Raw genomic sequence first — 26,240 nt, 5'->3', positions numbered from 1 at the left:
GGCGTCCCAGCCATGCGTCCAACGCTGAACAGCGTTGTCGCAGCGGCTTATTCGTCGTGCCCAAAAGCGTTCGGCCAGCTGTTGTTTCGCCGAACGAGGAGGCTCTGGTGCACGATACGGAGTTGGGTGGGGCGCGACCGGAAGGGCCGGCGCACAACGCATTGCGAGCGTTTCCGCTTGCTCCGGCGCAGTTGGGGATCTGGTACGCACAGTTGCTCGAGCCCGACGTGCCGATCAATGTGGCCGAGTACGTGGATGTGCCGCAGGCGCTGGATATCGCGATCCTGCAAGAGGTGACGGTCGAGGCGGCACGCGAATACGAATCGGCGCTGGTGCGGGTCGGTGAATCCGGCGGTGCACCGTGCCAATGGGTGGATCCCGCGAATTCCGTTGATATCAAGGCGATCGACCTGCGCGACCATGCCGATCCGGTTGCGGCGGCACATGAATGGATGCGGGCCGATGCGAGTGCGCCGGTCGATATGCTGGCCGACCGGCTGTTCGCGGGTGCCGTGCTGCGGGTCGGCGACCATCGGTCGTTCTGGTATCTGCGGGTGCATCACATCGTGCTCGACGGGTTCGGCGCGCTGACCAATATCCAGCGGGTGGCCGAGCTGTACACCGCCCGGGTGCTGGGCACCGAGCCGCCAGCGGTGCGGCCGGGTGCGCTGACCGCGCTGGTCGACGGCGAACTCGCCTACCGCGATAGCACCCGTTTCGAGGCCGACCGGGAGTACTGGGCCGAGCGGGTGGCCGGGCTGGACGGCACGACCACGCTGGACGGGCGCACCGCACCGCGTTCGGCAACCAACCTGATCGCCGGTCGGGTATTGCCGGAAGCGCTGGTCAACCGGATGAATATTGTTGCCGTGAGCCAGGATTCGACGTTGGCGGTGGTGTTGCTCGCGGCCTTCGCCGGATATCTCGGGCGGATCACCGACCGGGACGAGGCGGTGCTGAGCCTGCCGGTGACCGCGCGCACCACGGCGGTGATGCGGCGGTCGGCGGGGATGCTGTCGAATATCGTGCCGCTGCGGCTCGCGGTCGACGGCACCTGGGGTGAGCTGTTGCGCGCGACTCGGGTCGAGGTGGCGGGCGCACTGCGGCACCAGCGGTATCGGCACGAGGACATCCGGCGCGATGCCGAGCACGACGGGCAGCCCACGCGCCGGGCGCTATTCGGTCCGGTGGCCAACATCATGCTGTTCGGCAGCGAGTTGACCCTCGGCGATACGGTCGGCCGGTATCACGTGCTCTCTACCGGGCCGGTGGAGGACCTGAGCCTCAATGTGTACTACGGCGAGCGCGACAGCGTGCACGTGGATTTCGAGGCGAATCCGAATCTGTATTCGGCCGATGACATCGCCCGCCATCACACCCGCTTCCTGCAGTACCTGGAGCGGGTGGTGGCCGCCGAGATCGATACGCCGATGGTGGCGGTGGCGGTGGCGACCGAACTGGAACTCGAGGTGAGCACCAGGATTTGGAATGCGACCGCCTTCGATATGCATACGGTGCTCGCCGGTGCGCCGACGCTGGTGTCGATGTTCGAGGCGCAGGTCGGGCGGACACCGGATGCGGTCGCGGTGCGATTCGCCGGTGCACCGGATCTGACCTATCGGGAACTCGCGGCCCGCAGCAACCGGCTGGCACGGCATCTGATCGGGCTCGGCGCCGGACCCGAAACGCTGATCGCGGTTAACATCCGCCGCTCGCCGGAGCTCATCGTCGCGATCTACGCGATTCTCGCGGCGGGAGCGGCCTATGTGCCGCTCGATCCGGATCATCCGGCCGAGCGCACCGCGCATATTCTGGCCACCGCCGGGCCCGCCTGCGTGCTGACCACCGAGGCGGCTGCGGCACCGGAGTTTTCCGGGATCCCGGAAATCCGCGTCGACCTGGCAGATCTCGCAGAATATGCCGATGGTCCGGTCTGGGATCGGGAGCGCGGCAGCGCCTTGCGGCCGGGACAGCCCGCCTACGTGATCTTCACCTCGGGGTCGACCGGACTGCCGAAGGGCGTGGCAGTCACGCACGAGGCGATCGTGAATCGGCTGGTGTGGATGCAGCAGATGTATCGGCTCTCGTCCGAGGATGTCGTACTCCAGAAGACGCCGGCGACCTTCGATGTGTCGGTATGGGAGTTCTTCTGGCCGCTGCAGGTCGGGGCGCGACTGGTGCTCGCCGAGCCCGACGGCCATCGCGATCCGGCCTATCTGCGCGCGGTGATCAGCCGATACGGCGTGACGACCGCGCATTTCGTACCATCGATGCTGGAAGCGTTTCTGGCTCACCAGGAGTTCACCAACCGCACCTCGCTGCGCACGGTCTTCGCCTCCGGTGAGGCGCTGCCCGGCGCGCTGGCACAGCGGCTGCGGGTGCTGACCGGTGCGCGGCTGCATAATTTGTACGGTCCGACGGAGGCGGCGGTCGACGTCACCTTCCATGAGGTGACCGATACCGATACCCTCTCGGTGCCGATCGGCGCGCCGGTGTTCAATACCCGGCTCTATGTGCTCGATTCGCGGCTGCGGCCGGTACCGGTCGGGGCTTCGGGCGAGCTGTATCTGTCGGGGGTACAGCTCGCCCGTGGCTATATCGGCCGACCCGGGCTCACTGCCGACCGGTTCGTCGCCGATCCGTTCGGTGGGCCGGACGGTGCCGCCACGCGGATGTACCGCACCGGTGATCTGGTCCGCTGGACCACCCATGGCGAGCTGGAGTATCTGGGGCGTACCGATTTCCAGGTCAAGCTGCGCGGGTTGCGGATCGAGCTCGGTGAGATCGAGGCCGTGCTCGGCGCCGTCGATGCGGTGGTGCGGGCGGTGGTCGTGGTGCGCGATGATGCCGGAGTCGGCGAGCAGTTGGTCGCCTATGTCGTCGAATCCGAGCCGGGCGCAGTATCTTTCGCGCAGTTGCGGGCCGCGGCGAGCCAGGCGCTGCCCGGGTATATGGTGCCCGCGGCATTCGTGGTGCTGGATGCGCTGCCGGTCAATGCTTCCGGCAAATTGGACCGTGCCGCGCTGCCCGCGCCCGAGCGCAGCTCGACCGAATATGCCGCGGCGGCGACGCCGGTGGAGGCCGCGGTGGCGCGGGTTTTCGGCGAGGTGTTGGGTCACGATCGGGTCGGGCGTGACGACGATTTCTTCGCTCTCGGCGGTAACAGCCTGGTGGCCACTCAGGTCGCGGCCCGTTTGGGTGCGGATCTGGGCTGTCGGCTCGGAGTTCGCGAATTGTTCACCGCCACAACGGTGTCCGCACTCGCCGAACTGATCGAGCAGACGGGTGGAGCCAGCGACGTGCCGGTGCTCGCGCTGCTGCGGGCGCGTCACCGGCCGTCGCTGGTTCCGCTATCTCCGGCGCAGCAGCGGATCTGGTTCCTGAACCGGTTCGAGCGTGCCAGCGCCGGTTACAACATGCCTTTCGTGGTGCGGTTGCGCGGTGCGGTCGAGGTGGCCGCGCTGCGGGCGGCCCTGGCCGATGTGGTCGGCAGGCATGAGGTGCTGCGCACGGTCTTTCCCGCGGTGTCGGCACCGGAGGTGGCCGCGCAGCAGGTGGTGCTGTCCGTGGACGAGGCCGCGGTCGTGGGCGAGCCCGAGCCGATCGGTGCCGGTGCGCTGGATGCGGAGTTGGCTCGGTTCGCGGCGCTCGGCTTCGACCTCGAGCGCGAAATTCCCATTCGGGCGCGGATCTTCCTGGTCGATGACGAAAGCTGCGCGCTGGCGCTGGTCCTGCATCACATCGCGGCCGATGGGCTGTCGCTGCGGGTATTGGCGCGAGATGTGATGTCTGCGTACGGATCCCGGTATGCGGGCGCTGCGCCGCAGTGGACGCCACTGCCGGTGCAGTATGCGGACTACAGCCTCTGGCAGCGTGAATTGCTCGGTTCTGCTGCGGATCCGGTGGCACCCCTGGCGCAACAGCTGGAGTTCTGGACCGCCACGCTCGCCGGTGCGCCCGATCTGATCGAGCTGCCAGCCGATCGGCCGCGGCCCGCGGTCTCGTCCGGACGGGGCGCGGTCTTCCGCTTCGAGCTGCCCGGTGACCTGCACGCCGGAATCGCCGAACTCGGACGTGTCCAGGGTGTTTCGAACTTCATGGTGCTGCATGCCGCATTCGCGGTGCTGCTGGCGCGGCTGTCCGGTAGCGATGACATTGTGATCGGCACGCCCGTGGCCGGACGCGGTGAACGGGCGCTGGACGACCTGGTCGGCATGTTCGTCAACACCCTGGTGCTGCGGACCGCGATCGATCCTGCCGCGCCCTTCTCGGCGCTGCTCGCGCGCGTGCGCGAAATCGATCTCGCCGCCTTCGGACACGCCGAATTGCCATTCGAGCAGCTGGTCGAGGCCATCAACCCGCCGCGCTCGCAGGCACGGCACCCGCTGTTCCAGGTATTGCTCGCTTTCGACAATGCCGCGGACATCCGATTCGAACTCCCCGATTTGTGGGTCGACACCAGTACGCTGGACACCGGCGTGACCAAATTCGATCTCCAACTCACGGTCACCGAAGGTTTCGCCGGTGCCGGACTCGGGGAAGGTTCGGCATCGGCGGAGCTGCCATCGGGGGGTGTCAGGGCCGAATTCACCTATGCCACAGAGCTATTCGACGAATCCACCATCGCGGACTATGCGCAGTGGCTGGTCCGGTTGTTGCGAGCGGTCGTGGTCGATGCCGAGTCGCGGGTGGGGGATCTGCCGCTGCTCGACGCGGCCGGTCGGCAGCGGGCGATCGAATGCGGTACCGCCGAGTCGACGCTGAAAAGTCCGACTACCTTGCTGGCCGGGTTCCAGGCGCAGGCTCGGCGCACGCCCGATGCCGTGGCCCTGGTCGATGCGGACGGTCCGCTGACGTATGCGCAGTTGTCCGGGCGGGTCAACCGGCTCGCTCGGCGGCTGATCGCCGCCGGGGTCGGTCCCGAGGCGCTGGTTGTGCTCGGTATGCGGCGGTCGGTGGATTTCGTGGTGGCCGCCTATGCCGTGCTGACCGCGGGCGGTGCGTATGTGCCGGTGGATCCGGACCAACCGGCGGCCCGGCGCGCGGACGTTATCGGCTCGGCCCGGCCGGTCTGTGTGTTGACGCGCACCGGCGATGGATGGTCGATCGGAGCCGATTCGCCGGTGCTGGCCATCGATGCGCTCGACTGCTCGGGCTATTCGGATGCGCCGGTGACGGATTCGGATCGGCTCCACCCGCTGCGGGCGACCGATACCGCATACGTGATCTTCACCTCCGGATCGACCGGTAGGCCGAAAGGTGTCGCGGTACCGCATGCGTCGGTGGTGAACCAGATCGAGTGGATTGCCGATGAGTACCGCATCGGGACCGGCGATGTGGTGCTGTTCAAGACTCCGGCGACCTTCGATGTATCGGTGTGGGAGCTGTTCGCACCGCTGGCGCGTGGTGCGCGCGTGGTGGTTGCCGAACACGACGGACACCGCGACAGTGCGTATCTGGCCGCCACCATTGCCGCGCACGGGGTGACGATGACCTCGTTCGTGCCCTCCATGCTGACGGTATTCGCCGATGCCACCGGCATTGCCGAGATCGCCTCGCTGCGGACGGTTTTTGTGGCAGGGGAGGCGATGAGCGGTGAGGTCGCGGCCGACTTCGCCGCGGTGAGCCGAGCCGAGCTGCACAATCTGTACGGCCCCACGGAATTCACGGTGCATGCCACCTACGCGGCGGTCGATGCCACGGCGAAGGGACCGGTGCCGATCGGTCGTCCGGTGCGCGCGAGTCAGGTGCTGGTGCTCGATGCGCGGCTGCGACCGGTGCCGGATCTGGTGATCGGCGAGCTGTACCTGTCCGGAGTCCAGGTGGCGCGGGGGTACCACGGCCGGGCCGAGTTGACTGCCGAGCGTTTCGTGGCCAATCCCTACGGCCCGGCCGGAGCGCGGATGTACCGGACCGGTGATCTGGTGCGGCGCAATCGTGCCGGGGAACTGGAATATCTGGGGCGCAGTGACTTTCAGGTGAAGCTGCGCGGGCAGCGGATCGAGCTCGGCGAGATCGAGGCGGCGCTGGTGGCCGCGGCCGATGTGCGGGCGGCGGCGGTTCGGGTGTTCGCACATGCCGCCGGTGAACTGCTGGTCGCCTATGTGGTTTCCGCCATCCCGGAGACGGAGCTGAGCGCGGTGTTGGAGCAGCGGCTGCGCGCCACGCTGCCGTCATATATGGTGCCGACCGCCTACGTCGCGCTGGCCGAAATGCCGCTGACCAGCTCCGGCAAGCTCGATCGCCGTGCGCTGCCGGATCCGGTGCTGGCCGCCAAGGCATATCGCGCGCCGACCACATCGGCGGAACTCGCGGTGGCCGAGGTGTTCGCGGCGGTGCTCGGGCTCGAGCGGGTCGGCCTGGACGACGATTTCTTCGCACTCGGCGGAAATTCGCTGGTGGCCACGCAGATTGCGGCGCGGATCGGCGCCATCGCCGGTGTCGAGGTGCCGGTGCGGCTGCTGTTCGAATATTCGACGGTGGCCGCCTTCGCGGCGCATCTGCCCACCGCGGGCACGGCGCGCAACCGTCGGGCGCTGGTGGCCGGTCCCCGTCCCGATGTGGTGCCGCTGTCCTATGCGCAGCAGCGGATGTGGTTCCTCAATCAGTTCGATGCCGATTCGGTCGCGAACAATCTGACGGCCGCGGTGCGGTTGCGGGGCGCGCTCGATGTGGCCGCCATGAACGCCGCCATTGCCGATGTGCTCATCCGGCATGAGGCGCTGCGCACCAGATACCCAGCGGTGGACGGTATTCCGCACCAGCAGGTATTGGCGGTCGAGGAAGTCACGGGTTCGCTCGTACCGGAGCGGGTGCTGGCGGCGGAGTTGGCCGATCGGATCCGTGCCCTGGCGGCAATGCCTTTCGCCGTGGATGAGGAGCCGCCGGTTCGGCTGACATTGCTCCGCATGCGGTCCGAGGGTGCCAGTGGCATGGCCGAGGACGCTCCGGCAGGCAGCGAGCACGTACTCGTCGTCTCCATCCATCACATCAGCGGCGATGGCTGGTCGATCGCGCCGCTGACCAGGGATCTCATCACCGCGTACGCCGCCCGCCTGGCCGGTGCCGAGCCGGGGTGGGCACCGCTGCCGGTGCAGTACGCCGACTACACCCTGTGGCAGCGTGCGACGCTGGGTGCGGAGGACGATCCGGAATCGCTGATCGCCGAACAGATCCGGTTCTGGGCCGCCGAACTGGCCGGCGTGCCCGAGGTCCTGACCCTGCCGATGGACCGGCCACGTCCCGCGGCTGCCACCGGCCGTGGTGCCCGCCACGCATTCACCATCGATGCCGCGACGCATCAGCGGCTGCGCGGCCTGGCCGAGGATGCGAACGCCTCGCTGTTCATGGTCCTGCACGCGGCGTTCGCCACGGTATTGGCGAAACTCGCCGGGCAGCAGGATATTGCGATCGGCACGCCCATCGCGGGACGTGGTGATCAGGCGCTGGACGACCTGGTCGGCATGTTCGTCAACACCATGGTCCTGCGCACCGATGTGCGTCCGGAATTGCGCTTCGCCGACCTGATCGTGGCCGTGCGCGACGGCGATCTGCGCGCCTTCGCACACGCCGATGTGCCGTTCGAGCGGCTGGTCGAGGTATTGCAGCCGGAGCGGTCGGCGGCGCGGCATCCGCTGTTCCAGGTCATGCTGGACTTCCAGAACACCGCGCAGACCAGCTTGGCATTGGCCGGACTCGCGGTATCGGCGCTCGATATCGATACGCAGACGGCGAAATTCGATCTACAGCTCACACTCGCCGAAGCTGTCGACGCCGCCGGTGCTCCCGCTGGGCTGGGTGCGACCTTCGAGTACGCGACCGACCTGTTCGACGCCGAGACGGTCGCCTCGTTCGCGATCCGGCTGCAGCGGGTACTCGACGCGATGGCGGATCCGGGGATGCGGATCGGCGATATCGATCTGCTCGACCAGAACGAGCGGACGCTGATCCTGAACTCCTGGAATGCGACGGCACATCCGGGCGCCGCCGACGCGACATTGGTGTCGCTGTTCGAGGCGCAGGCGGTACGGACGCCGGAGGCGGTCGCGATCTCATTCGAGGGTGAATCGCTGGCCCACCCGTCGCCCGATCACCACCCCTCATCGAGTCGCTCCGCGACGCTGGCCCACCCGTCGCCCGATCACCACCCCTCATCGAGTCCCTACGCGACGCTGACATATGCGCAGTTCACGGGCCGGGTCAACCGGCTGGCGCGGTTGCTGGTGTCCATTGGGGTTCGTCCGGATAGCACCGTGGCGATCGGCATGCGGCGCTCCGTCGATCTGGTTGTGGCGATGTACGCGGTGCTCACCGCGGGTGGCGCGTATGTTCCGGTCGATCCGGATCATCCGGCCGAGCGCATCGCGCAGGTGCTGCGGACTGCTCGGCCGGTCTGTGTGCTGACCCGTTCGGCTGACGGATTGGAACTGCCCACCGAGGTCGAGGGGCGCTCGCGGGCGTGGGCAGTGCTCGATGTGGATCTGTTCGACACCGACGACTATTCGGACGCGCCGCTCACCGATGCGGATCGGCTCGGTGCGTTGCTGCCGGGCAATGCCGCGTACGTGATCTTCACCTCCGGCTCCACCGGACGGCCGAAGGGCGTGGCGGTTTCGCATGCCGCGATCGTGAATCGGCTGGTGTGGATGCAGGACGCATATGCGTTGAGCGCCGATGATGTGGTGCTGCAGAAGACCCCGGCCACCTTCGATGTGTCGGTGTGGGAGTTCTTCTGGCCCTTGCAGATCGGTGCGCGCCTGGTTATCGCGGAGCCGGACGGACACCGCGACCCGGCGTATCTGGCGCGCGTGATCCGCCGCGAGCGGGTCAGTGTCGCGCACTTTGTGCCGTCGATGCTGGTGGTGTTCGTCGCGGAACCGCTAGCGGCTCAGTGTGATTCGTTGCGGCTGGTATTCGCCTCTGGCGAGGCGCTGCCGCCGAGGCCCGCCCACCGGCTGCGTGCGTTGACCGGTGCGGCGGTGCACAATCTGTACGGCCCGACCGAGGCGGCGGTGGATGTCACCGGCCACGAGGTCACCGCTGCCGATATCGACACCGTGCCGATCGGTGCGCCGGTATTCAATACCCAGGTCTATGTGCTCGACGGGTGGCTGCGTCCGGTGCCGGTGGGGGTACCTGGTGAGTTGTACCTGGCCGGAGCGCAATTGGCGCGCGGATATGTCGGGCAGCCGGAGCTGACCGGCGATCGGTTCGTGGCGAATCCGTTCGGCGACGGTGCGCGCATGTACCGCACGGGTGATCTGGTGTGCTGGCGGGCCGATGGGGTGCTCGACTATCTGGGGCGCACCGACTTCCAAGTGAAGCTGCGCGGTCTGCGGATCGAGCTCGGTGATATCGAAACCGCGCTTGCCGCAGTCGATTCGATCGGACAGTCCGTTGTCGTGCTGCGCGAGGAACAGCTGGTGGCCTACCTCGTCGCGCAAGCCGGTGCGACGGTCGATACCGATGCCGTGCAAGCAGCGCTGAGCGGGGAACTGCCGGCGTACATGGTGCCATCGGCCTATGTGGTGCTCGATGAGTTCCCGCTCAATGGCTCCGGCAAGCTCGATCGCAGGGCATTGCCCGCGCCGGTATTCGAGGCCGCCGTCTTCCGTGCGCCCGGCACCGCGATACAGGTGCTCATCGCCCGCACCTTCGCCGAGGTCCTCGGTACCGAGCGGGTCGGCTTGGACGATGACTTCTTCGCCCTCGGCGGCAATTCGCTGAGTGCCACTCGGGTCGTGGCCAGATTGGGTGCGGCGCTCGATATGCGGCTGCCGGTACGGATCTTGTTCGAGGCGTGCACGGTCGTGGCGCTCGCGGACGAGGTGTCGCGCGGCGGATTCCCGGGGCTCGGCGATATCGAGTTGACCGCTCGCATACGTCCGGAGCGGATTCCGCTGTCGCCCGCGCAGCAGCGCATCTGGTTCCTCAATCGTTTTCTCGCGGGAGATGAGACCGGACCCGGCGATGCCGTGGACAACATTCCGGTCGCGCTGCGGCTCACCGGTGCGCTGGATGTCGCGGCTCTGGCCGCTGCGCTGGCGGATGTGGTCGCCCGGCACGAGAGCCTGCGCACTGTCTATCCGGACGGTTCCCAAGGTCCGGAGCAGGTGATCATCCCTGCGGCGCAGGCTGTTCCGACGCTGCGGTCGGAGCCGGTCACCGAAGCGGAACTCGCACCGTGCCTTGGCGCATTCGCGGCGGCCACCTTCGGTCTGACGGCGGAGCTGCCGATGCGGGCCCGGCTGTTCACGATCACCGATGGTGCCGCGGTCGAGCACGTGTTGGCGATTGTGCTGCACCATATTTCGGCCGACGGCTTCTCGCTCGGCCCGCTTGCGGGCGATCTGATGACCGCCTATGCGGCTCGGCGCGCGGGCGTTGGGCCGGAATGGACCACACTGCCGGTGCAATACGCCGACTACACGCTGTGGCAGGCCGAAACACTCGGCGTCGACGATGATCCGCGGTCGCAGGCGCACCGCCAGCTCGCGTACTGGCGGGGCGCGCTGACGGGTCTGCCGGAGCAACTGGAACTGCCCACCGATCGTCCGCGACCGGCCGTCTCGTCGTATCGCGGTGACACCCACCGGCTGCGCATCGACTCGGATCTGCACAGTGAACTGCGCGAGTTGGCACGCAAACGGGAGACCACGCTGTTCAGCACGGTGCACGCGGCACTGGCGGTGCTGCTGTCGCGGCTGTCGGTCGGCGAGGACATCGCGATCGGCACTCCGATCGCCGGTCGCGGTGCCGCCGCGCTCGACGGGCTCGTCGGCATGTTCGTCAATACCCTGGTGCTGCGCACGCATATCGACACCAGGGCGCGCTTCGAAACGGTGCTCGACACCGTGCGCGCACAGGATATCGAGGCGCTGTCCAATGCGGACGTGCCGTTCGAGCGGCTGGTCGAGGTCATCGCGCCCACCCGGGCACAGAACCGGCATCCGCTGTTCCAGGTGGCGCTGGCCTTCCAGAACTTCGCGCTGCCCCGGCTCGAACTCGCCGATCTGGTGGTGCGGCCGGTCGCATTCGATGCGGCCGCGGCCAAATTCGATCTGCAGTTCACGGTGGTCGAATCCGATGATGCCGATGGTCGCGCCGACGGCATGGATATCGAGATCAGCTACGCGACAGACCTTTTCGACGCGAGCACCATCGCGGTGCTCGGTCGCCGGTTCACCCAGGTGCTGGCCGCCATCGCGGCCGATGCGACGGTGGTGGTGGGGGATATCCAACTGCTCAGCGCCGAGGAGCAGCATCGGGCGCTGTACGAATGGGCCACTCCGGTGGCGACCTACGTCACCGAGACCAGCACACTGGCCGACCGGTTCGCGCTGGCCGCGGCGCTGCATCCGGCGGCGGTCGCGGTCCGCGCCGGTGGCCGATCGCTGACGTACGCCGAACTCGATACCTGGTCGAACCGGCTGGCCCGGCGGCTCATCGCGGCCGGAGTCGGACCGGAGGCCCTGGTGGCGGTGGCGCTGCCGCGTTCGGTGGAACTGATCGTCGCGCTGCTCGCGGTGGTCAAGGCCGGGGGCGGATATCTGCCCATCGACCCCAACTATCCGGCGGATCGGATCGAATACGTCCTCGATGACGCGCGTCCGATCTGCGCGATCACCAGTGCCACCGCGGAATTGACACCCGGCTGGTTCGGCGGACCGGTGCTGGATATGGCCGCCAACCTGAATTCGATGGATCCGGCGCCGATCACCCAGGCCGAGCGTCGGGCACCGCTCGACCCCGCGCATACGGCCTACGTCATCTACACCTCAGGATCCACCGGGCAGCCGAAGGGTGTGGTCATCCCACATCGCAATGTGCTGCGGTTGCTGGACAACACCCGGGGCCATTTCGATTTCGGACCATCGGATGTCTGGACGATGTTCCACTCCTACGCCTTCGACTTCTCGGTCTGGGAGCTGTGGGGCGCGCTGCTGCACGGCGGCAGGCTGGTGGTGGTCGACTACTTCACCTCGCGCTCACCACAACAGTTCCTGGAACTGCTCGCCGCGGAACGGGTGACGGTGCTGAACCAGACGCCGTCGGCGTTCTATCAACTGATCGCCGCCGAGGCCGCCGCACCGCCGGCCGAACTCGCCTTGCGCTATGTGATCTTCGGTGGTGAGGCGCTGGAACCGCAGCGGCTCGGCGGCTGGTCGGCCCGGCATCCGGGTATGCCGCAGCTGGTGAATATGTACGGCATCACCGAGACCACCGTGCACGTCTCCTACCGGCGGATCGATGCGGGCACCGGCTCGGCGAGCGTCATCGGCGGCGCCATACCGGGATTGGTCGTGCGGGTGCTCGATGCCCGGCTGCGGCCGGTACCGGTCGGCGTGCCCGGCGAAATCTATGTCTCCGGTGGCCAGTTGGCGCGCGGCTATCTCGGGCGGCCCGCGCTCACCGCGAGCCGGTTCGTGGCCGATCCGTATGCCGACAATGGTGCGCTGGCCTATCGGTCCGGTGATCTCGCACGGTGGACCGTCGACGGTGAGCTGGAGTATCTGGGCCGGGCCGATCAGCAGGTGAATCTGCGTGGGTTCCGGATCGAGCTGGGGGAGATCGAAGCGGCGCTGCTGGATGCGGACGTATCGGTGCACGAGGTGGCGGTCATCGTGCGCACCGATCTGGTGGATGAGCCGCGCATCGTCGCGTATGTGGTCGGCGCCGACGGGGTAGATACCGTGGGGTTGCGCCAACGGCTCGCGCACCGGCTGCCCGAGCATATGGTGCCCGCCGCGATCATGGTGGTGGGTCGAATTCCCCTGACCGTCAATGGGAAATTGGATCGCGCCGCGCTGCCCGCGCCGGTATTCGAGGCCACGGCCTACCGCAAGCCGGGCTCGGTCGCAGAGGAAGTCGTCGCCGGAGTCTTCGCCGATGTGCTCGGCATGGGCGCCGACGGTCTGGTCGGCGCGGATGACGACTTCTTCGCACTCGGCGGTAGTTCCCTGCTGGCCGCCAAGGCCGCCGCCCGCATCGGTGCCGCGCTCGGCCGTACCGTCGGCGTCCGCGCGCTGTTCGAGTCGCCGCGGGTGGCCGATCTCGCCGCGGCAGTCGTCGCGAACGATTCGGGTGCGATCCGGCCCGCGCTGATCGCCGGTGCGCGTCCGGCGCAGCTTCCGCTATCACCCGCGCAGCAGCGGATGTGGTTCCTCAATCGGTTCGACCGGGACTCGATCGCCTACAACATTCCGGTGGCGCTGCGGCTCACCGGTGCATTGGATATCGCGGCACTGCAAGCGGCGGTCGCCGATCTGGTCGGCCGACACGAATCGCTGCGGACCCGGTATCCGGAGGTAGACGGCGCGGCGACACAGCTGATCGTGCCGGTCGCACAGGCGGTTCCGTCGCTCTACCCGATCGACAGCACGGAGGCCGAACTCCCGGAACGGATTCGGGAGCTGGCCGCCACCACCTTCGACGTGACGGTCGATATCCCGGTGCGGATGCGGTTGTTCCGGATCGCGGGACGTGCGGAGTTCGTCCTGGCCGTGGTGCTGCATCACATTGCCGCGGACGGGTCTTCGCGCGCACCGTTCGTCCGGGATCTGATACAGGCGTACACCGCGCGCCGGAACGACAGCGCACCCGGCTGGACGCCACCCGCCGTGCAGTATGCGGACTATGCGCTGTGGCAGCGGGATCTGCTCGGCAGTGAGGACGACCCCGAATCGGTATCGGCGCAACAGCTCGCCTACTGGACGGGGGCATTGGCCGGGCTGCCGGATCAGCTGGCGCTGCCGACCGATCACCCGCGGCCTGCGCGTCAGAGCCTGCGCGGCGCGAAGGTCGAGTTCGCGATCGACGCGCAGTCGCATGTCGCGCTCGTCGCGCTCGGACGACGCAGCGGCGCAACGCTGTTCATGGTTGTCCATGCCGCCTTGGCGGTGCTGCTCGCGCGGTTGTCCGGCAGTTCGGATATCGCGGTCGGCACGCCGATCGCGGGACGGGGCGATGCCGACCTCGATGATGTCATTGGCATGTTCGTCAATACGCTGGTCCTGCGGACCCGGGTCGAGGGCGCGGAAAGCTTCGATGAGCTGCTCGGGCGGGCCAGGGCCGCGGATATTGCGGCCTTCTCGCATGCGGATGTGCCGTTCGAGCGCCTGGTGGAGGTGCTGAATCCGGAACGGTCGACGGCGCGTCATCCGCTGTTCCAGGTCGGGTATTCGTTCCAGAACCATGAGCGCGGTGAGCTGCGGCTGCCCGGACTCGAGGTGCATGAGCTCGAATTCGACAGCGGGGTAGCGCAATTCGATCTGCATCTGTTCGCGGTCGACCACTACGGTGCGGACGGCGCACCCGAGGGGATCGACCTGGCGCTCGGGTATGCCACCGATCTGTTCGAGCCCGCGAGTGCGCGGCGGTTCAGTGCGCAGCTGCTCCGGATTCTCGAAGATGTTGTTACCCAGCCTGATACCGCAGTCGGCGAGTTGGACCTGCTCGGGGAGGTCGCTCGTACCCAGTTGCTCGAGGAGTGGAACCGGACGGCGCATCCGGTGGCATCGGCGACGCTGGCGGATCTCATCGATGCCCAGGTGGCGCTGACACCCGACCGCATCGCACTGATCGATGCGACCTCCGAGTCCGTGCTCACCTATGCGGAATTCGATGCCGTGGTCAACCGGCTGGCACGCAGGCTGATAGCCGACGGGGTTGGCCCGGAGGCCACCGTCGTGCTCGCGATGCGGCGTTCGGTCGAACTGGTTGTCGCCATGTACGCGGTGGTGCGGGCGGGTGGTGCGTATGTGCCCATCGACCCGGATCATCCGGTCGACCGCATCGCGCACATTATCGAGACCGCCGGACCCAGCTGTGTGCTGACGACCTCGCGCGACGGAATGCCCATCGAAACCGGACTTGCCGCACTGGAAGTGGATCGGCTCGACCTGTCGGAATACGACGCGACGCCGATCACCGATGACGAACGGGTTCGATCACTGCGACCGAAGCATCCCGCCTACGTGATCTTCACGTCCGGGTCCACGGGCCTGCCCAAGGGCGTCACCATTGCGCATGCCGCGATCGTCAACCAATTGGCCTGGCTGCGTGACCGATTCGCATCCGGACCGAATGCGAGCGCGCTGCTCAAGACACCGGCGACGTTCGATCTGTCGGTATGGGAATTCTGGTCGATCCTGACGACGGGCGGTCGGCTGGTGGTGACCGCGCCGGGCACCGAACGTGATCCGGACCGGCTCCGTGCCCTGATCGAACGGCATGCGGTAACGGTGCTGCACGCGGTACCGTCCCTGGTCGGCATGCTGCTCGCGGTGTCGGCCGCGCCGCTGCCGGAATCGCTGCGGCAGGTGCTCGCCATTGGTGAGGCGCTGCCGCCGGCTACCGCGATCGAATTCCGGCGCAGGGCCGAACGGACCGGCGCGCGCCTGTTCAATCTGTACGGCCCGACCGAGGCCGCGGTATCGATCACCGGTTTCGAGGTCGCTGACGATCCGACTCATATCGTGCCGATCGGGACGCCCGCGTGGAACAGCCGGGTCTATGTGCTCGACGGTCGCTTGCGGCCGGTTCCGGTGGGTGTGCCGGGTGAATTGTATTTGGCCGGTGCCCAATTGGCGCGCGGCTACCAGCGCAGACCGGGTCTGACCGCCGACCGGTTCGTCGCGGATCCGTTCGCGGCCGCCATCGGCACCACGATGTATCGGACCGGCGATATCGTCCGCTGGCGTCCGGAGGGCATGCTGGAGTACCTGGAGCGTGCGGATTTCCAGGTCAAGATCGGCGGATTCCGGATCGAGCTGGGCGAGGTGGAGACCGCGCTGCTGCGGCTGCCCGATGTGCGAGCCGCGGTGGCGGTGGCGCACAAGGACGGCAATGCGGGAGCGCGGCTCATCGCCTATGTCGCAGTGCCGGAGGCCGATTCGACCGAACTGGCCGCTACGATCCGCACCGCCGTGGCCGCGGAGTTGCCGACCTATATGGTGCCCGCCGCGGTTGTCGTGCTGGAGTCCTTGCCGCTCAATGCCAATGGCAAGGTCGATCGAGCCGCGCTGCCCGAACCAGTGTTCGCCGCGGCGGACTTCCGCGCACCGTCGAGTGAATTGGAACGGTTGGTCGCCGCCACCTTCGTATCGGTGATCGGTATGGCGGCGCGGCACAGCGCGATCGGGGTCGGCACCGAATTCTTCGCGCTCGGCGGCAATTCGCTGCTGGCGACGAGGTTGGCCGCTCAGCTGGGTGCCGCGCTGGGAGTGCGGGTTCCGGTCGCCGCGGTATTCGAAGCGCCGACCGTCGAGCTGCTCGCGGCACACCTGGCCGACTTCGGCGACGCCGATGCCAGGCCCGCGCTCACCCGCCGGTCCGGGACCGCGCCCGTTCCGCTTTCCTTGGCACAGCAGCGCATGTGGGTGGTCAACCGGCTGGCACCGGACTCCTCGGCCTATCACATTCCGGCGGCACTGCGTCTCACCGGTGCGCTGGATATCGCTGCCCTCGACTCGGCGATCCGCGACGTGATCGAACGCCACGAGAGCTTGCGCACCCGGTATCCGGATACCGAGCCCGGTCCGGTGCAGGAGGTGCTGACCGTCGCCGATCTGTCATTCGAACTGACTCCGATTCCGGTGTCTCGGCACGATATCGACGCGTGGATCGAGGAATTCGTCGCCACCGGTTTCGATATCACCGCGACGGTGCCGGTGCGCGCGGCGCTGTTGCGCACCGATACCGATGAGCACCTGCTCGTTGTGGTGCTGCATCACATCAGCGCCGACGGCTATTCGGTGGCTCCGATGACGCGGGACCTGATGCGCGCCTATCTGGCCAGGACCGCGGGCCACGCACCCGACTGGACTCCCTTGCCGATCCAGTACGCCGACTACAGCCAGTGGCAACGGTTGGCACTCGGCGCCGACCACGATCCGAACAGCCTGCTCTCGCGGCAACTCGGCTACTGGACAACGGAATTGGCCGGACTGCCGGAGGTGCTGCCGCTGCCGACGGACCGACCGCGGCCACCGCGCCGGAATATGCGCGGCGCGGCAGTTGATTTCGAGATCGACGCCGAACTCGCCGAGCGTTTGGACACCATTGCCCGCGAGCACGGGACCACGCTGTTCACCCTGATCCACAGTGGCTTCGCGGTCCTGCTCGGCAAGCTGTCCGGGACCACGGATATCGCCATCGGCGCACCGGTCGCGGGCCGCGGCGAACGCGAACTCGACGATCTGATCGGCATGTTCGTCAACACTGTCGTGCTGCGCACCGAAGTCGATGGGCGCACCGGTTTCGCCGATCTGCTGCGCCAGGCCAGGGATCGCGATATCGCCGCCCTCTCACATGCCGATGTGCCGTTCGAGCAGGTGGTCGACGCCATGGGCCGAACCAGATCCAGCGCCTATGCGCCGCTGTTCCAGGTGATGTTCACCTTCCAGAACATGCCGTCGGGCCGCGTCGCGCTGCCCGGGCTCGAGGTCGAGGTGCTCGATCTCGCGCTGGCCGAGGCGAAATACGACTTGCAGCTGATCGGCATCGAGATGTTCGACGCGGCGGGGGAGCTGGCCGGGCTGGATATGCGGTTCGGGTACGCGACCGACATTCTCGACGCCGCCACGGTCCGATTGTTCGCCGAGCGACTTCAGCGTGTGCTCGCGGTCGTGGCAGCGGACCCGTCGATCGCGATTCGCGCCATCGATATTCGCAGCGCCGCCGAGCGCGGCGGAGCCGAGCAGTCGCGACGCGTCGATGACCAGAACACTGCGCCGAAGCTGGCGGACCTGCCCGCGGTCATTGCCGCCGCGGCCGATATCGCATCCGGTGCCGTCGCCTTCACCCACGACGCGCACACGGTGACCTATGGCGAGCTGGCCGCCAAGCTCGCGACGGTCGCCAAGGCCATGGGTGCGACCGCGAAACCGGAAGCGCTCATCAATGTCGCCCTGGCCGGGCTGGTGCCCGGTCTCCTGGCCGCCCTCGGCGGCAGTGGTCTGGCCGCGGTGCTGCGGACCCTGCGCACCGAGGCACAGGCCGTGATCTCCAACTCGGGGTTGGAAGTCGATTCGGAAGGAATTAGCTGATGTCCCACGCAGAATCGGTCGCATCCAGCGGACTCGGCAATCGCAGTGCCGCGCACGATCATTCGGCGCTGCGCCGGGCGTACGGCATCGATGATCTGCCCGGCCTGATCGATAAGGTCGCCGAACTGGACCCGGACCGGGTCGCCCTGCGGCACGACGAGACCACCATCACCTACGGTGTGCTGGCCACCGAGATCATGGTGCTCGACGAGGCCATGGGCGGCGGGCTCGGCGCCGACGCACTGGTATCGGTCGTGGTCTCCGGTCAGCTGCCCGCGCTGCTGGAATCGGCCGACGGTGCGCTGGGCACGGTGCTCGAGCAGCTGCTCGACGATGCGCTGACGGCGGCGGCGCATGTGCTGCCGACGACATTCGCGCCGGTCGAGACCCTGGTTACCGAATTCGAGGAGCAGGTGCGCCGGACGCCGGATGCGGTGGCGCTGGAATTCGCGGGCTCGACGCTCGCCCACCCGTCGCCCGACCACCACCCCTCATCGAGTCGCTGCGCGACGCTGACATATGCGGAGTTCGACGGCCGGGTCAACGCCCTCGCGCGGCACCTGATCGACCTGGGCGTCGGCCCGGACGCCCTGGTGGGGCTGGCCGTTCGGCGCTCATTCGACCTGCTGGTCGGCATGTACGCGATCCTGAAGGCGGGCGGTGCGTATGTGCCGATCGATCCCGAGCATCCGGCCGAACGCATCGGTTACGTCCTCGAGGTCGCCGCACCCGTGCTGGTGCTCACCACGACCCAGGACCAGCCGGAGCTCGGGCCCGATATCCGGGTACTGCGGATCGACGAATTCGACGGCGGCGCCATATCCGACGAGGCGCTGGACCGCGCGCCGCTGTCGGCGGACAATACGGCCTACGTCATCTTCACCTCCGGGTCGACGGGCCGCCCGAAAGGTGTTGCGGTATCGCATCGTTCGATCCTCGCCAACCTGCGGTGGCGGCAGCGGCTGTACCGACTACGCGGCGCGGATGTGGTACTGCAGAAGACACCGTTCACCTTCGATGTCTCGGTATGGGAGTTCTTCTGGCCGTTGCAGGTCGGTGCGCGGCTGGTGATCGCGGCACCGGACGGTCATCGTGATCCGGCCTATCTGGCCCGCACGATCGCCGGACGCGGCGTCACCGTCGCGCATTTCGTGCCATCGATGCTCGCGGTATTCGTGGCCGAACCGCAGATCGAAACGGCGGCGCGGAGCCTGCGCCTGGTCTTCGCCTCCGGTGAGGCGCTGCCCGCCGCCACTGCGGCCGCCTTCCGCGATATCAGCGGCGCGACGCTGCACAACCTGTACGGCCCCACCGAGGCCGCCGTCGATGTCACCGCCCATGAGGTCACCGCCGCCGACCACACCACCGTGCCGATCGGCGCGCCCGCCGACGACACCGAATTGCTGGTGCTCGACGATAATCTGCGGCCGGTCGCCAGCGGTGTCGTCGGTGAGCTGTACCTCGCCGGTGTGCAGTTGGCCCGCGGTTATGTGGCCCGTCCCGGACTGACGGCCGATCGCTTCGTGGCAAATCCCCAGGGCGCGCCGGGTGACCGGATGTATCGCACCGGCGATCTGGTGCGCTGGGTCACCGATGGTAAGGGCGGCCCGCACGAACTGGAATATCTGGGCCGCATCGACTTCCAGGTGAAGCTGCGCGGGCTGCGGATCGAACTCGGTGAGGTCGAGGCGGCGCTATTGCGCAATGAGCAGGTCGCGCAGGCCGCGGTGCTGCTGCATCGGCACGCGGGCGGGGATCATTTGGTGGCTTATGTGGTGGCGCACCGTGGCATTGCGCCGGATCCGGCCACCGTGCTGGCATCGACCCGGCGGGACCTGCCGGACTACATGGTGCCGTCGCTGGTCATGGTGCTCGACGAAATGCCGATCAATGCCAACGGCAAATTGGACCGTCGCGCGCTGCCGGAACCGGTATTCGGTTCCGGTGTGGCCGAATACCGTGCCCCGGCGACCGCCGATGAGATCGCGGTCGCGCAGATCTTCGGTGAGCTGCTCGGCGCGCAGCGGGTCGGCGCGGATGACGATTTCTTCGCACTCGGCGGCAATTCCCTCATTGCCACCCGTGCCATCGCCAGGATCGGGACAGCGCTCGGCATCACCATTGATGTCCGGGATTTCTTCGACCGCCCGACGGTGGCGGCACTGGCCGGACTGTCGCGAACCGGAGTCGCGCGGCCCACACTCACGGCGGTCGCCCGGCCGCAGCGCATTCCGCTGTCCCCGGCGCAGCGGCGCATGTGGTTTCTCAACCGGTTCGGCACATACACCGAATCGGCCTACGTCTTCGATACCGCCGCGGTGGACAATATCCCGGTCGCGCTGCGGCTGCGCGGTGTGCTCGAGGTCTCCGCCCTATCCGCGGCCATTACCGATCTCGTGGCCAGGCACGAGATCCTGCGCACCGTCTACCCGCAGACCGAGGACGGTCCGGTCCAGGTGGTGCGTTCGGTGCACGCCGTATTCGACCTATCGCCGACCGATGTGCCGGATGCCGAACTCGCCGGGGCCGTATTGGCCACCGCCGTACAGGGATTCGATGTCACGGAGGAGATTCCGGTCCGGGTGTGCCTGCTGCGCAGCGGACCGGAGGATCACACGCTGGTGCTGGTCGTGCATCACATTGCCGCCGACGGTGTGTCGATGGGGCCGCTGATGCGCGATCTCGTCACCGCCTATTCCGCCCGTCGCGCTGGCCGCAATCCGGGTTGGGCCGCATTGGCGGTGCAGTACGCCGACTACGCACTGTGGCAGCAGCAGGTGCTGGGCGACGAGGACGATCCGGATTCGGTCGCCGCGCGCCAGCTCGGGTTCTGGGCCACCGAATTGGCCGAGCTGCCCGCACAGCTGGATCTGCCCGCCGATCGACCGCGCCCCGCGGTGGCGTCCTATCGCGGGGCCACCCACGAGTTCGCCATCGACGCGCAACTGCGTCATGCGATCGACCGGATCGCCGCTCGCAGCCGTGCCACGCCGTTCATGGTTGTGCACGCCGCGCTCGCCGTGCTGCTGTCACGGCTGTCCGGCACCTCCGATATCGCCATCGGCACGCCGGTGGCCGGGCGTGGTGAGCGCGCGCTCGACGACCTCGTCGGCATGTTCGTCAATACCCTCGTGCTGCGCACCGAAGTCCGGGGCGAGGTGAGTTTCGCCGATCTCGTCGCCCAGGCCCGTGAGCGCGATCTGAATGCCTTCGCGCACAGCGATATTCCGTTCGAGCGGCTGGTCGAGGTGGTCAATCCGGCGCGGTCGCAGGGGCGGCATCCGCTGTTCCAGGTCGCGCTGTTCATGCAGAATATCGGGCCGATCGCGCTGACCATGCCGGGGCTGGACGCGGAGCTGGTCGATTTCGATCCCGGCTTCGCGAAATTCGATCTCCAGCTGACACTTTCCGACACCGGCGCGGACGAATCCGGTTACCGTGCCGAATTCACCTATGCCACCGATCTGTTCGATGCCGCGACTGTGCGCGAATTCGGGGCCAAGTTCCTCCGGCTGCTGCGCGCGGCCATCGACGATCCGGATATCGCGGTCGGCGATATCGAGCTGCTGGATATGGGCGAACTCGATTACGTCACCGCGAGCTGGAATGCCAGCGGGCACAAGGTGGCCGACCGATTTCTGCACGAGGGCTTCGACAACCAGGTGCGTCGTACGCCGAATGCCATTGCCCTGGTCTCCGATACGACCGAGCTCACCTACACCGAGCTATCCGAGCAAGTCAATCGGCTGGCCCGCCTGCTCATCGGTACCGGAGTCGGACCGGAATCACTGGTGGTGCTGGCCATACCGCGCTCGATCGAATTGGTCGTCGCGATGTACGCGGTGCTGCGCGCCGGTGCCGCCTACGTCCCGGTGGATCCCGAACATCCGATCGAGCGCGTCTGGCACATTCTCGACACCGCCCGGCCGCATTCCGTACTCACCACGCGCGGTAGCGGATTCACCCTCCCCGCCACCGTGCCGCCGAGCGTGCACCTGCACCATATCGACGAGCTCGACCTGTCGGAGTACTCCGCCGCCAAGATCGGCGACGGTGAGCGTCGCGCGCTGCTGCGACCCGAACACCCCGCCTACGTCATCTTCACCTCCGGGTCGACGGGCAAGCCGAAGGGGGTATCGGTCGAACACCGCGCCATTGCCAACCAGCTGGCCTGGATGCACGACGAATACCGGCCGCACAGCGGCGATGTCTACCTGCAGAAGACCGCGACCACCTTCGACGTATCGCTGTGGGGCTATTTCCTGCCGCTGCGCGCGGGCGCGACGCTGCTGCTCGCCGCGCCGGACGGCCACCGCGATCCGCGCTATATCGCGGAAACCATTGCCCGCCACGGTGTCACACTGACCGACTTCGTGCCATCGATGCTCGCGGTCTTCGCGGCGCATGCCGAGGCGGCGGAACTCGATTCGCTGCGCGATGTTTTCGTCATCGGTGAGGCATTGCCGCCGGAGACCGTCGCGGGTTTTCATGCGGTCAGCGATGCCGCGCTGCACAATCTGTACGGCCCGACCGAGGCGGCGGTATCGATCACCTACCGCGAGATCACCGCCGACGACGAACTGGTGCCGATCGGCGAGCCCGAGTGGAATTCCCAGGTGTACGTGCTGGATTCGCGGCTGCATCCGGTGCCGATCGGGGTACCCGGCGAACTGTATCTGGCCGGTGACCAGCTGGCCCGCGGCTACCACGGCCGGGTCGACCTGACCGCGGAGCGGTTCGTGGCCAACCCCTTCGGCAGATCCGGTGCGCGCATGTACCGCACCGGAGATCTGGTGCGCTGGAGCGCCGATGGCGAGCTCGTCTACCTCGGCCGGATGGATTTCCAGGTGAAGTTCCGCGGCCAGCGCATCGAACTCGCGGAGATCGAGGCGGCCCTGCTGGCGGCGCCAGCGGTGGGGCAGGCCGCGGTTCGGCTGATCGATGGCGATACCGGGGACTATCTGGCGGGATATGTGATCCGCACACCGGGCAGCGAATTGGAGCTGGAGGAGGTCAAAGCGGGTCTGGCACGGCGTCTTCCCGGATATATGGTGCCGACCGCGCTGGTCGAGCTTTCGGAGTTCCCGCGCAACACCAGTGGCAAGCTCGATCGCCAAGCTCTGCCGCTTCCGGTATTGCGGCACAAGAGTTTCCGAGCACCGACCAATGCGGCCCAGCGCCTGGTCGCGGCGGTATTCGCCGAGGTGCTGCGGGTCGAACGGGTCGGCCTCGATGACGATTTCTTCGCACTCGGCGGCAGCTCACTCGACGCCACCCAGGTGACCGCCCGGGCCGGGGAGGCCATCGGTGCGCGCATCCCGGTGCGAGCCCTCTTCGACGCGTCCTCGGTCGAGGGGTTCGCGGCCGCCGTCGATGAACTCAGTCGGGCCGCCGCGCCCGCACGGCCGCTGGTGCGGCAGGAACGTCCGGAGCGCATTCCGCTCTCACCGGCCCAGCAGCGACTGTGGTTTCTCAATCGGATCGAAACCCAGGACCGCGCGGCCAGTGTGTACAACCTTCCCGTCGTCCTCCGGCTCACCGGCAGGCTCGACGTCAACGCGCTGGAGCGCGCGGTGCTGGATGTGCTGTCCAGGCACGAATCGCTGCGCACCTGCTACCCCGATAGCGAATCCGGTCCGTACCAGTCGATTCTGGTAGCCGCTGAGATCGGGCTGAACCTCATTCCGGCACCCGTCGAGCGTGCCGAGCTGACCGCCGCCATTACCGCGATCACCAGTGCCGGATTCGATGTGACCAGCGAACTGCCCGTGCGGGTGGCGCTGCTGAGTGTCGACCGCGTCGACGATCGGCGCGGTATCCCTGGTGACGAATACGTGCTGGTCTTCGTCGTGCACCATATCGCCGCCGACGCGCTGTCGATGACGCCACTGATCAGCGATCTGGTGCGCGCCTATCTGGCCAGATTGGGTACAGCATCGCAAAGCGATTCGATGAGGGGTGGTGGCCGGGTGGCGGGTGGGCCGAGCCGCATACCGGATTGGCAGGAACTGCCGGTGCAGTACGCGGATTACAGTCTCTGGCATCGGGCATTGCTCGGCGCCGAGGACCGGCCCGGAGATCCGGCGCATCAGCAGTTGGGATTCTGGCGCGAAACCCTCGACGGCCTGCCGGCCCAACTCGCGCTGCCCACCGACCGGCCGCGTCCGGCGCTGCCGTCGAATCGCGGTGCCGCCGTTGATTTCGAGGTGACGTCCGAGGTCGCGGCAGATCTGCGCGCACTGGCACAGCGTGGCGGCGCGACGCTGTTCATGGTGGTGCACGCGGCCTTCGCGGCCACGCTTGCCCGCTCGAGCGGCACCGACGACGTGGTGATCGGCTCGCCGGTCAGCGGGCGCGGTGCGCGCGAACTCGATGCGCTCATCGGCATGTTCGTCAACACCCTGGTCTTGCGGACCAGGGTCAGCGCGTCGGCGACCTTCGCCGAACTTCTTGCGGGCGTGCGTGATACGGATCTGGCGGCCTTCGCCAATGCGGATCTGCCATTCGAGCGCCTGGTCGATGCCATGGCGGTGGACCGTGGTACCGGCGCGCATCCCTTGTTCCAGGTCATGTTCAGCTTCGGGGAGGCACCGCGTGTGGTGGCGGGCAGCCGGGCGTTCGAGGTGCCGTGGCTGACGGTGGAGCCGGTCGAACCGGCCGATACCGGCGCGAAATTCGATCTGCACCTGGTGGTGAACGAACGCGCCGAGGACGGCGGTCTCACCAGCAGCCTGCGCTACGCCACCGATCTGTTCGATGCGTCGACGATCGCCGCCTTCGTCGCCCGCTTCCTTCGCGTGCTCGCCGCCGCTGCCGCGACGCCACAGACCCGGATCGGTGAGATCGAGCTGCTGGATGCCGACGAGCGGTCGCTGTTGGATCGGTGGAACGACACCACTCGCGCAATCGACGAAACTTACACGCTCGCTTCATTATTCGCGGCCCAGGTGGTGCGGACCCCGAACGCACCCGCGCTGACCTTCGATGGGACAACGCTGGCCGACCTGTCGCCCGACCATCGCCCCGCATCGAATCGCTACGCGACGCTGGCCCACCCGTCGCCCGACCACCACCCCTCATCGAGTCGCTACGCGACGCTGGCCCACCCGTCGCCCGACCACCACCCCTCATCGAGTCGCTACGCGACGCTGTCCTATGCCGAATTCGCCGGGCGGGTGCACCGCTTGGCGCGCTGGCTCATCGAGCAGGGTGTCGGACCGGATTCTTTTATCGCCCTTGGTATGCGGCGTTCGATCGATCTGGTGGTCGGTATGTACGCCGTCACGATGGCGGGTGGTGCCTATGTGCCGTTGGATCCGGATCATCCGGGTGAGCGCATCGATTACATCCTGGAGACTGCGCGTCCGGTGTGTGTGCTGACCTCCGGCACTGATCTGGAGACGACGGTGTCGCGGCAGGTCCGCATCGATGAACTCGACCTCACCGAGTTCTCGGATGAGCCGTTGACGGACGCGGATCGGCATCGGCCGTTGCGGCCGGGCAATACCGCGTACGTGATCTTCACCTCGGGTTCGACGGGCCGCCCGAAGGGTGTGGCTGTTTCGCATGCTGCGATCGTGAACCGTTTGGTGTGGATGCACGCCGCATACGGTCTCTCGGCCGATGATGTGGTGCTGCAGAAGACTCCGGCGACCTTCGACGTGTCGGTGTGGGAGTTCTTCTGGCCCTTGCAGGTCGGCGCACGCTTGGTTGTCGCCAAGCCCGACGGCCACCGCGATCCGGCCTACATGGCACGGTTGATCGTCGAAGAGCAGGTCACCACGGTGCACTTCGTGCCGTCGATGCTCTCGGTCTTCGTTGCTGAGGACCGCGCGGCTGAATGCACAAGTCTGCGTAATGTTTTCGCCTCGGGTGAAGCATTGCCCGGGGTGGCGGCGCAGCGCTTGCGTCAGTTGACGGGTGCGCGGTTGCACAATTTGTATGGTCCGACCGAGGCCGCGGTCGATGTCACTTTCCATGAGGTGACCGATGCCGATGTGAGTTCGGTGCCGATCGGTGCTCCCGTATTCAACACCCAGGTGTATGTGCTGGATTCGCGGTTGCGTCCGGTGCCGGTGGGTGTTCCGGGTGAGCTGTACCTGGCGGGTGCGCAGTTGGCGCACGGTTATGTCGGTCGCCCCGATTTGACTACTGAGCGGTTTGTTGCGAATCCGTTCGGTACCGCCGAGCGTA

Annotated in this window: 2 protein-coding genes (1 of these 2 cut by a window edge); both read left to right on the top strand. The window is 67.3% G+C overall.

Annotation, left to right across the window (positions count from 1 at the left end):
• The first annotated feature begins 107 nt into the window (after nt 1–107).
• Nucleotides 108–18,047: a non-ribosomal peptide synthase/polyketide synthase gene (locus tag ABZ293_RS25585; RefSeq protein ID WP_355184553.1), complete on the top strand. Its 17,940-nt coding sequence runs from the start codon at nt 108–110 to the stop codon at nt 18,045–18,047.
• Nucleotides 18,047–26,240, top strand: partial view of a non-ribosomal peptide synthase/polyketide synthase gene (locus ABZ293_RS25580; protein ID WP_355184551.1) — the start only. 17,489 nt of this gene lie beyond the right edge of the window; 8,194 of the gene's 25,683 nt are visible here — the first part of the coding sequence; its start codon is at nt 18,047–18,049; its stop codon lies beyond the right edge, outside the window. The genes ABZ293_RS25585 and ABZ293_RS25580 overlap by 1 nt, the downstream gene beginning before the upstream one ends.

The sequence above is a fragment of the Nocardia sp. NPDC005998 genome, assembly GCF_040614395.1.
In the GTDB taxonomy this organism is placed as follows: Bacteria; Actinomycetota; Actinomycetes; order Mycobacteriales; family Mycobacteriaceae; genus Nocardia.
Note: the sequence above shows the minus strand (reverse complement) of the source record. Positions and strands in the feature narration are given on the sequence as shown.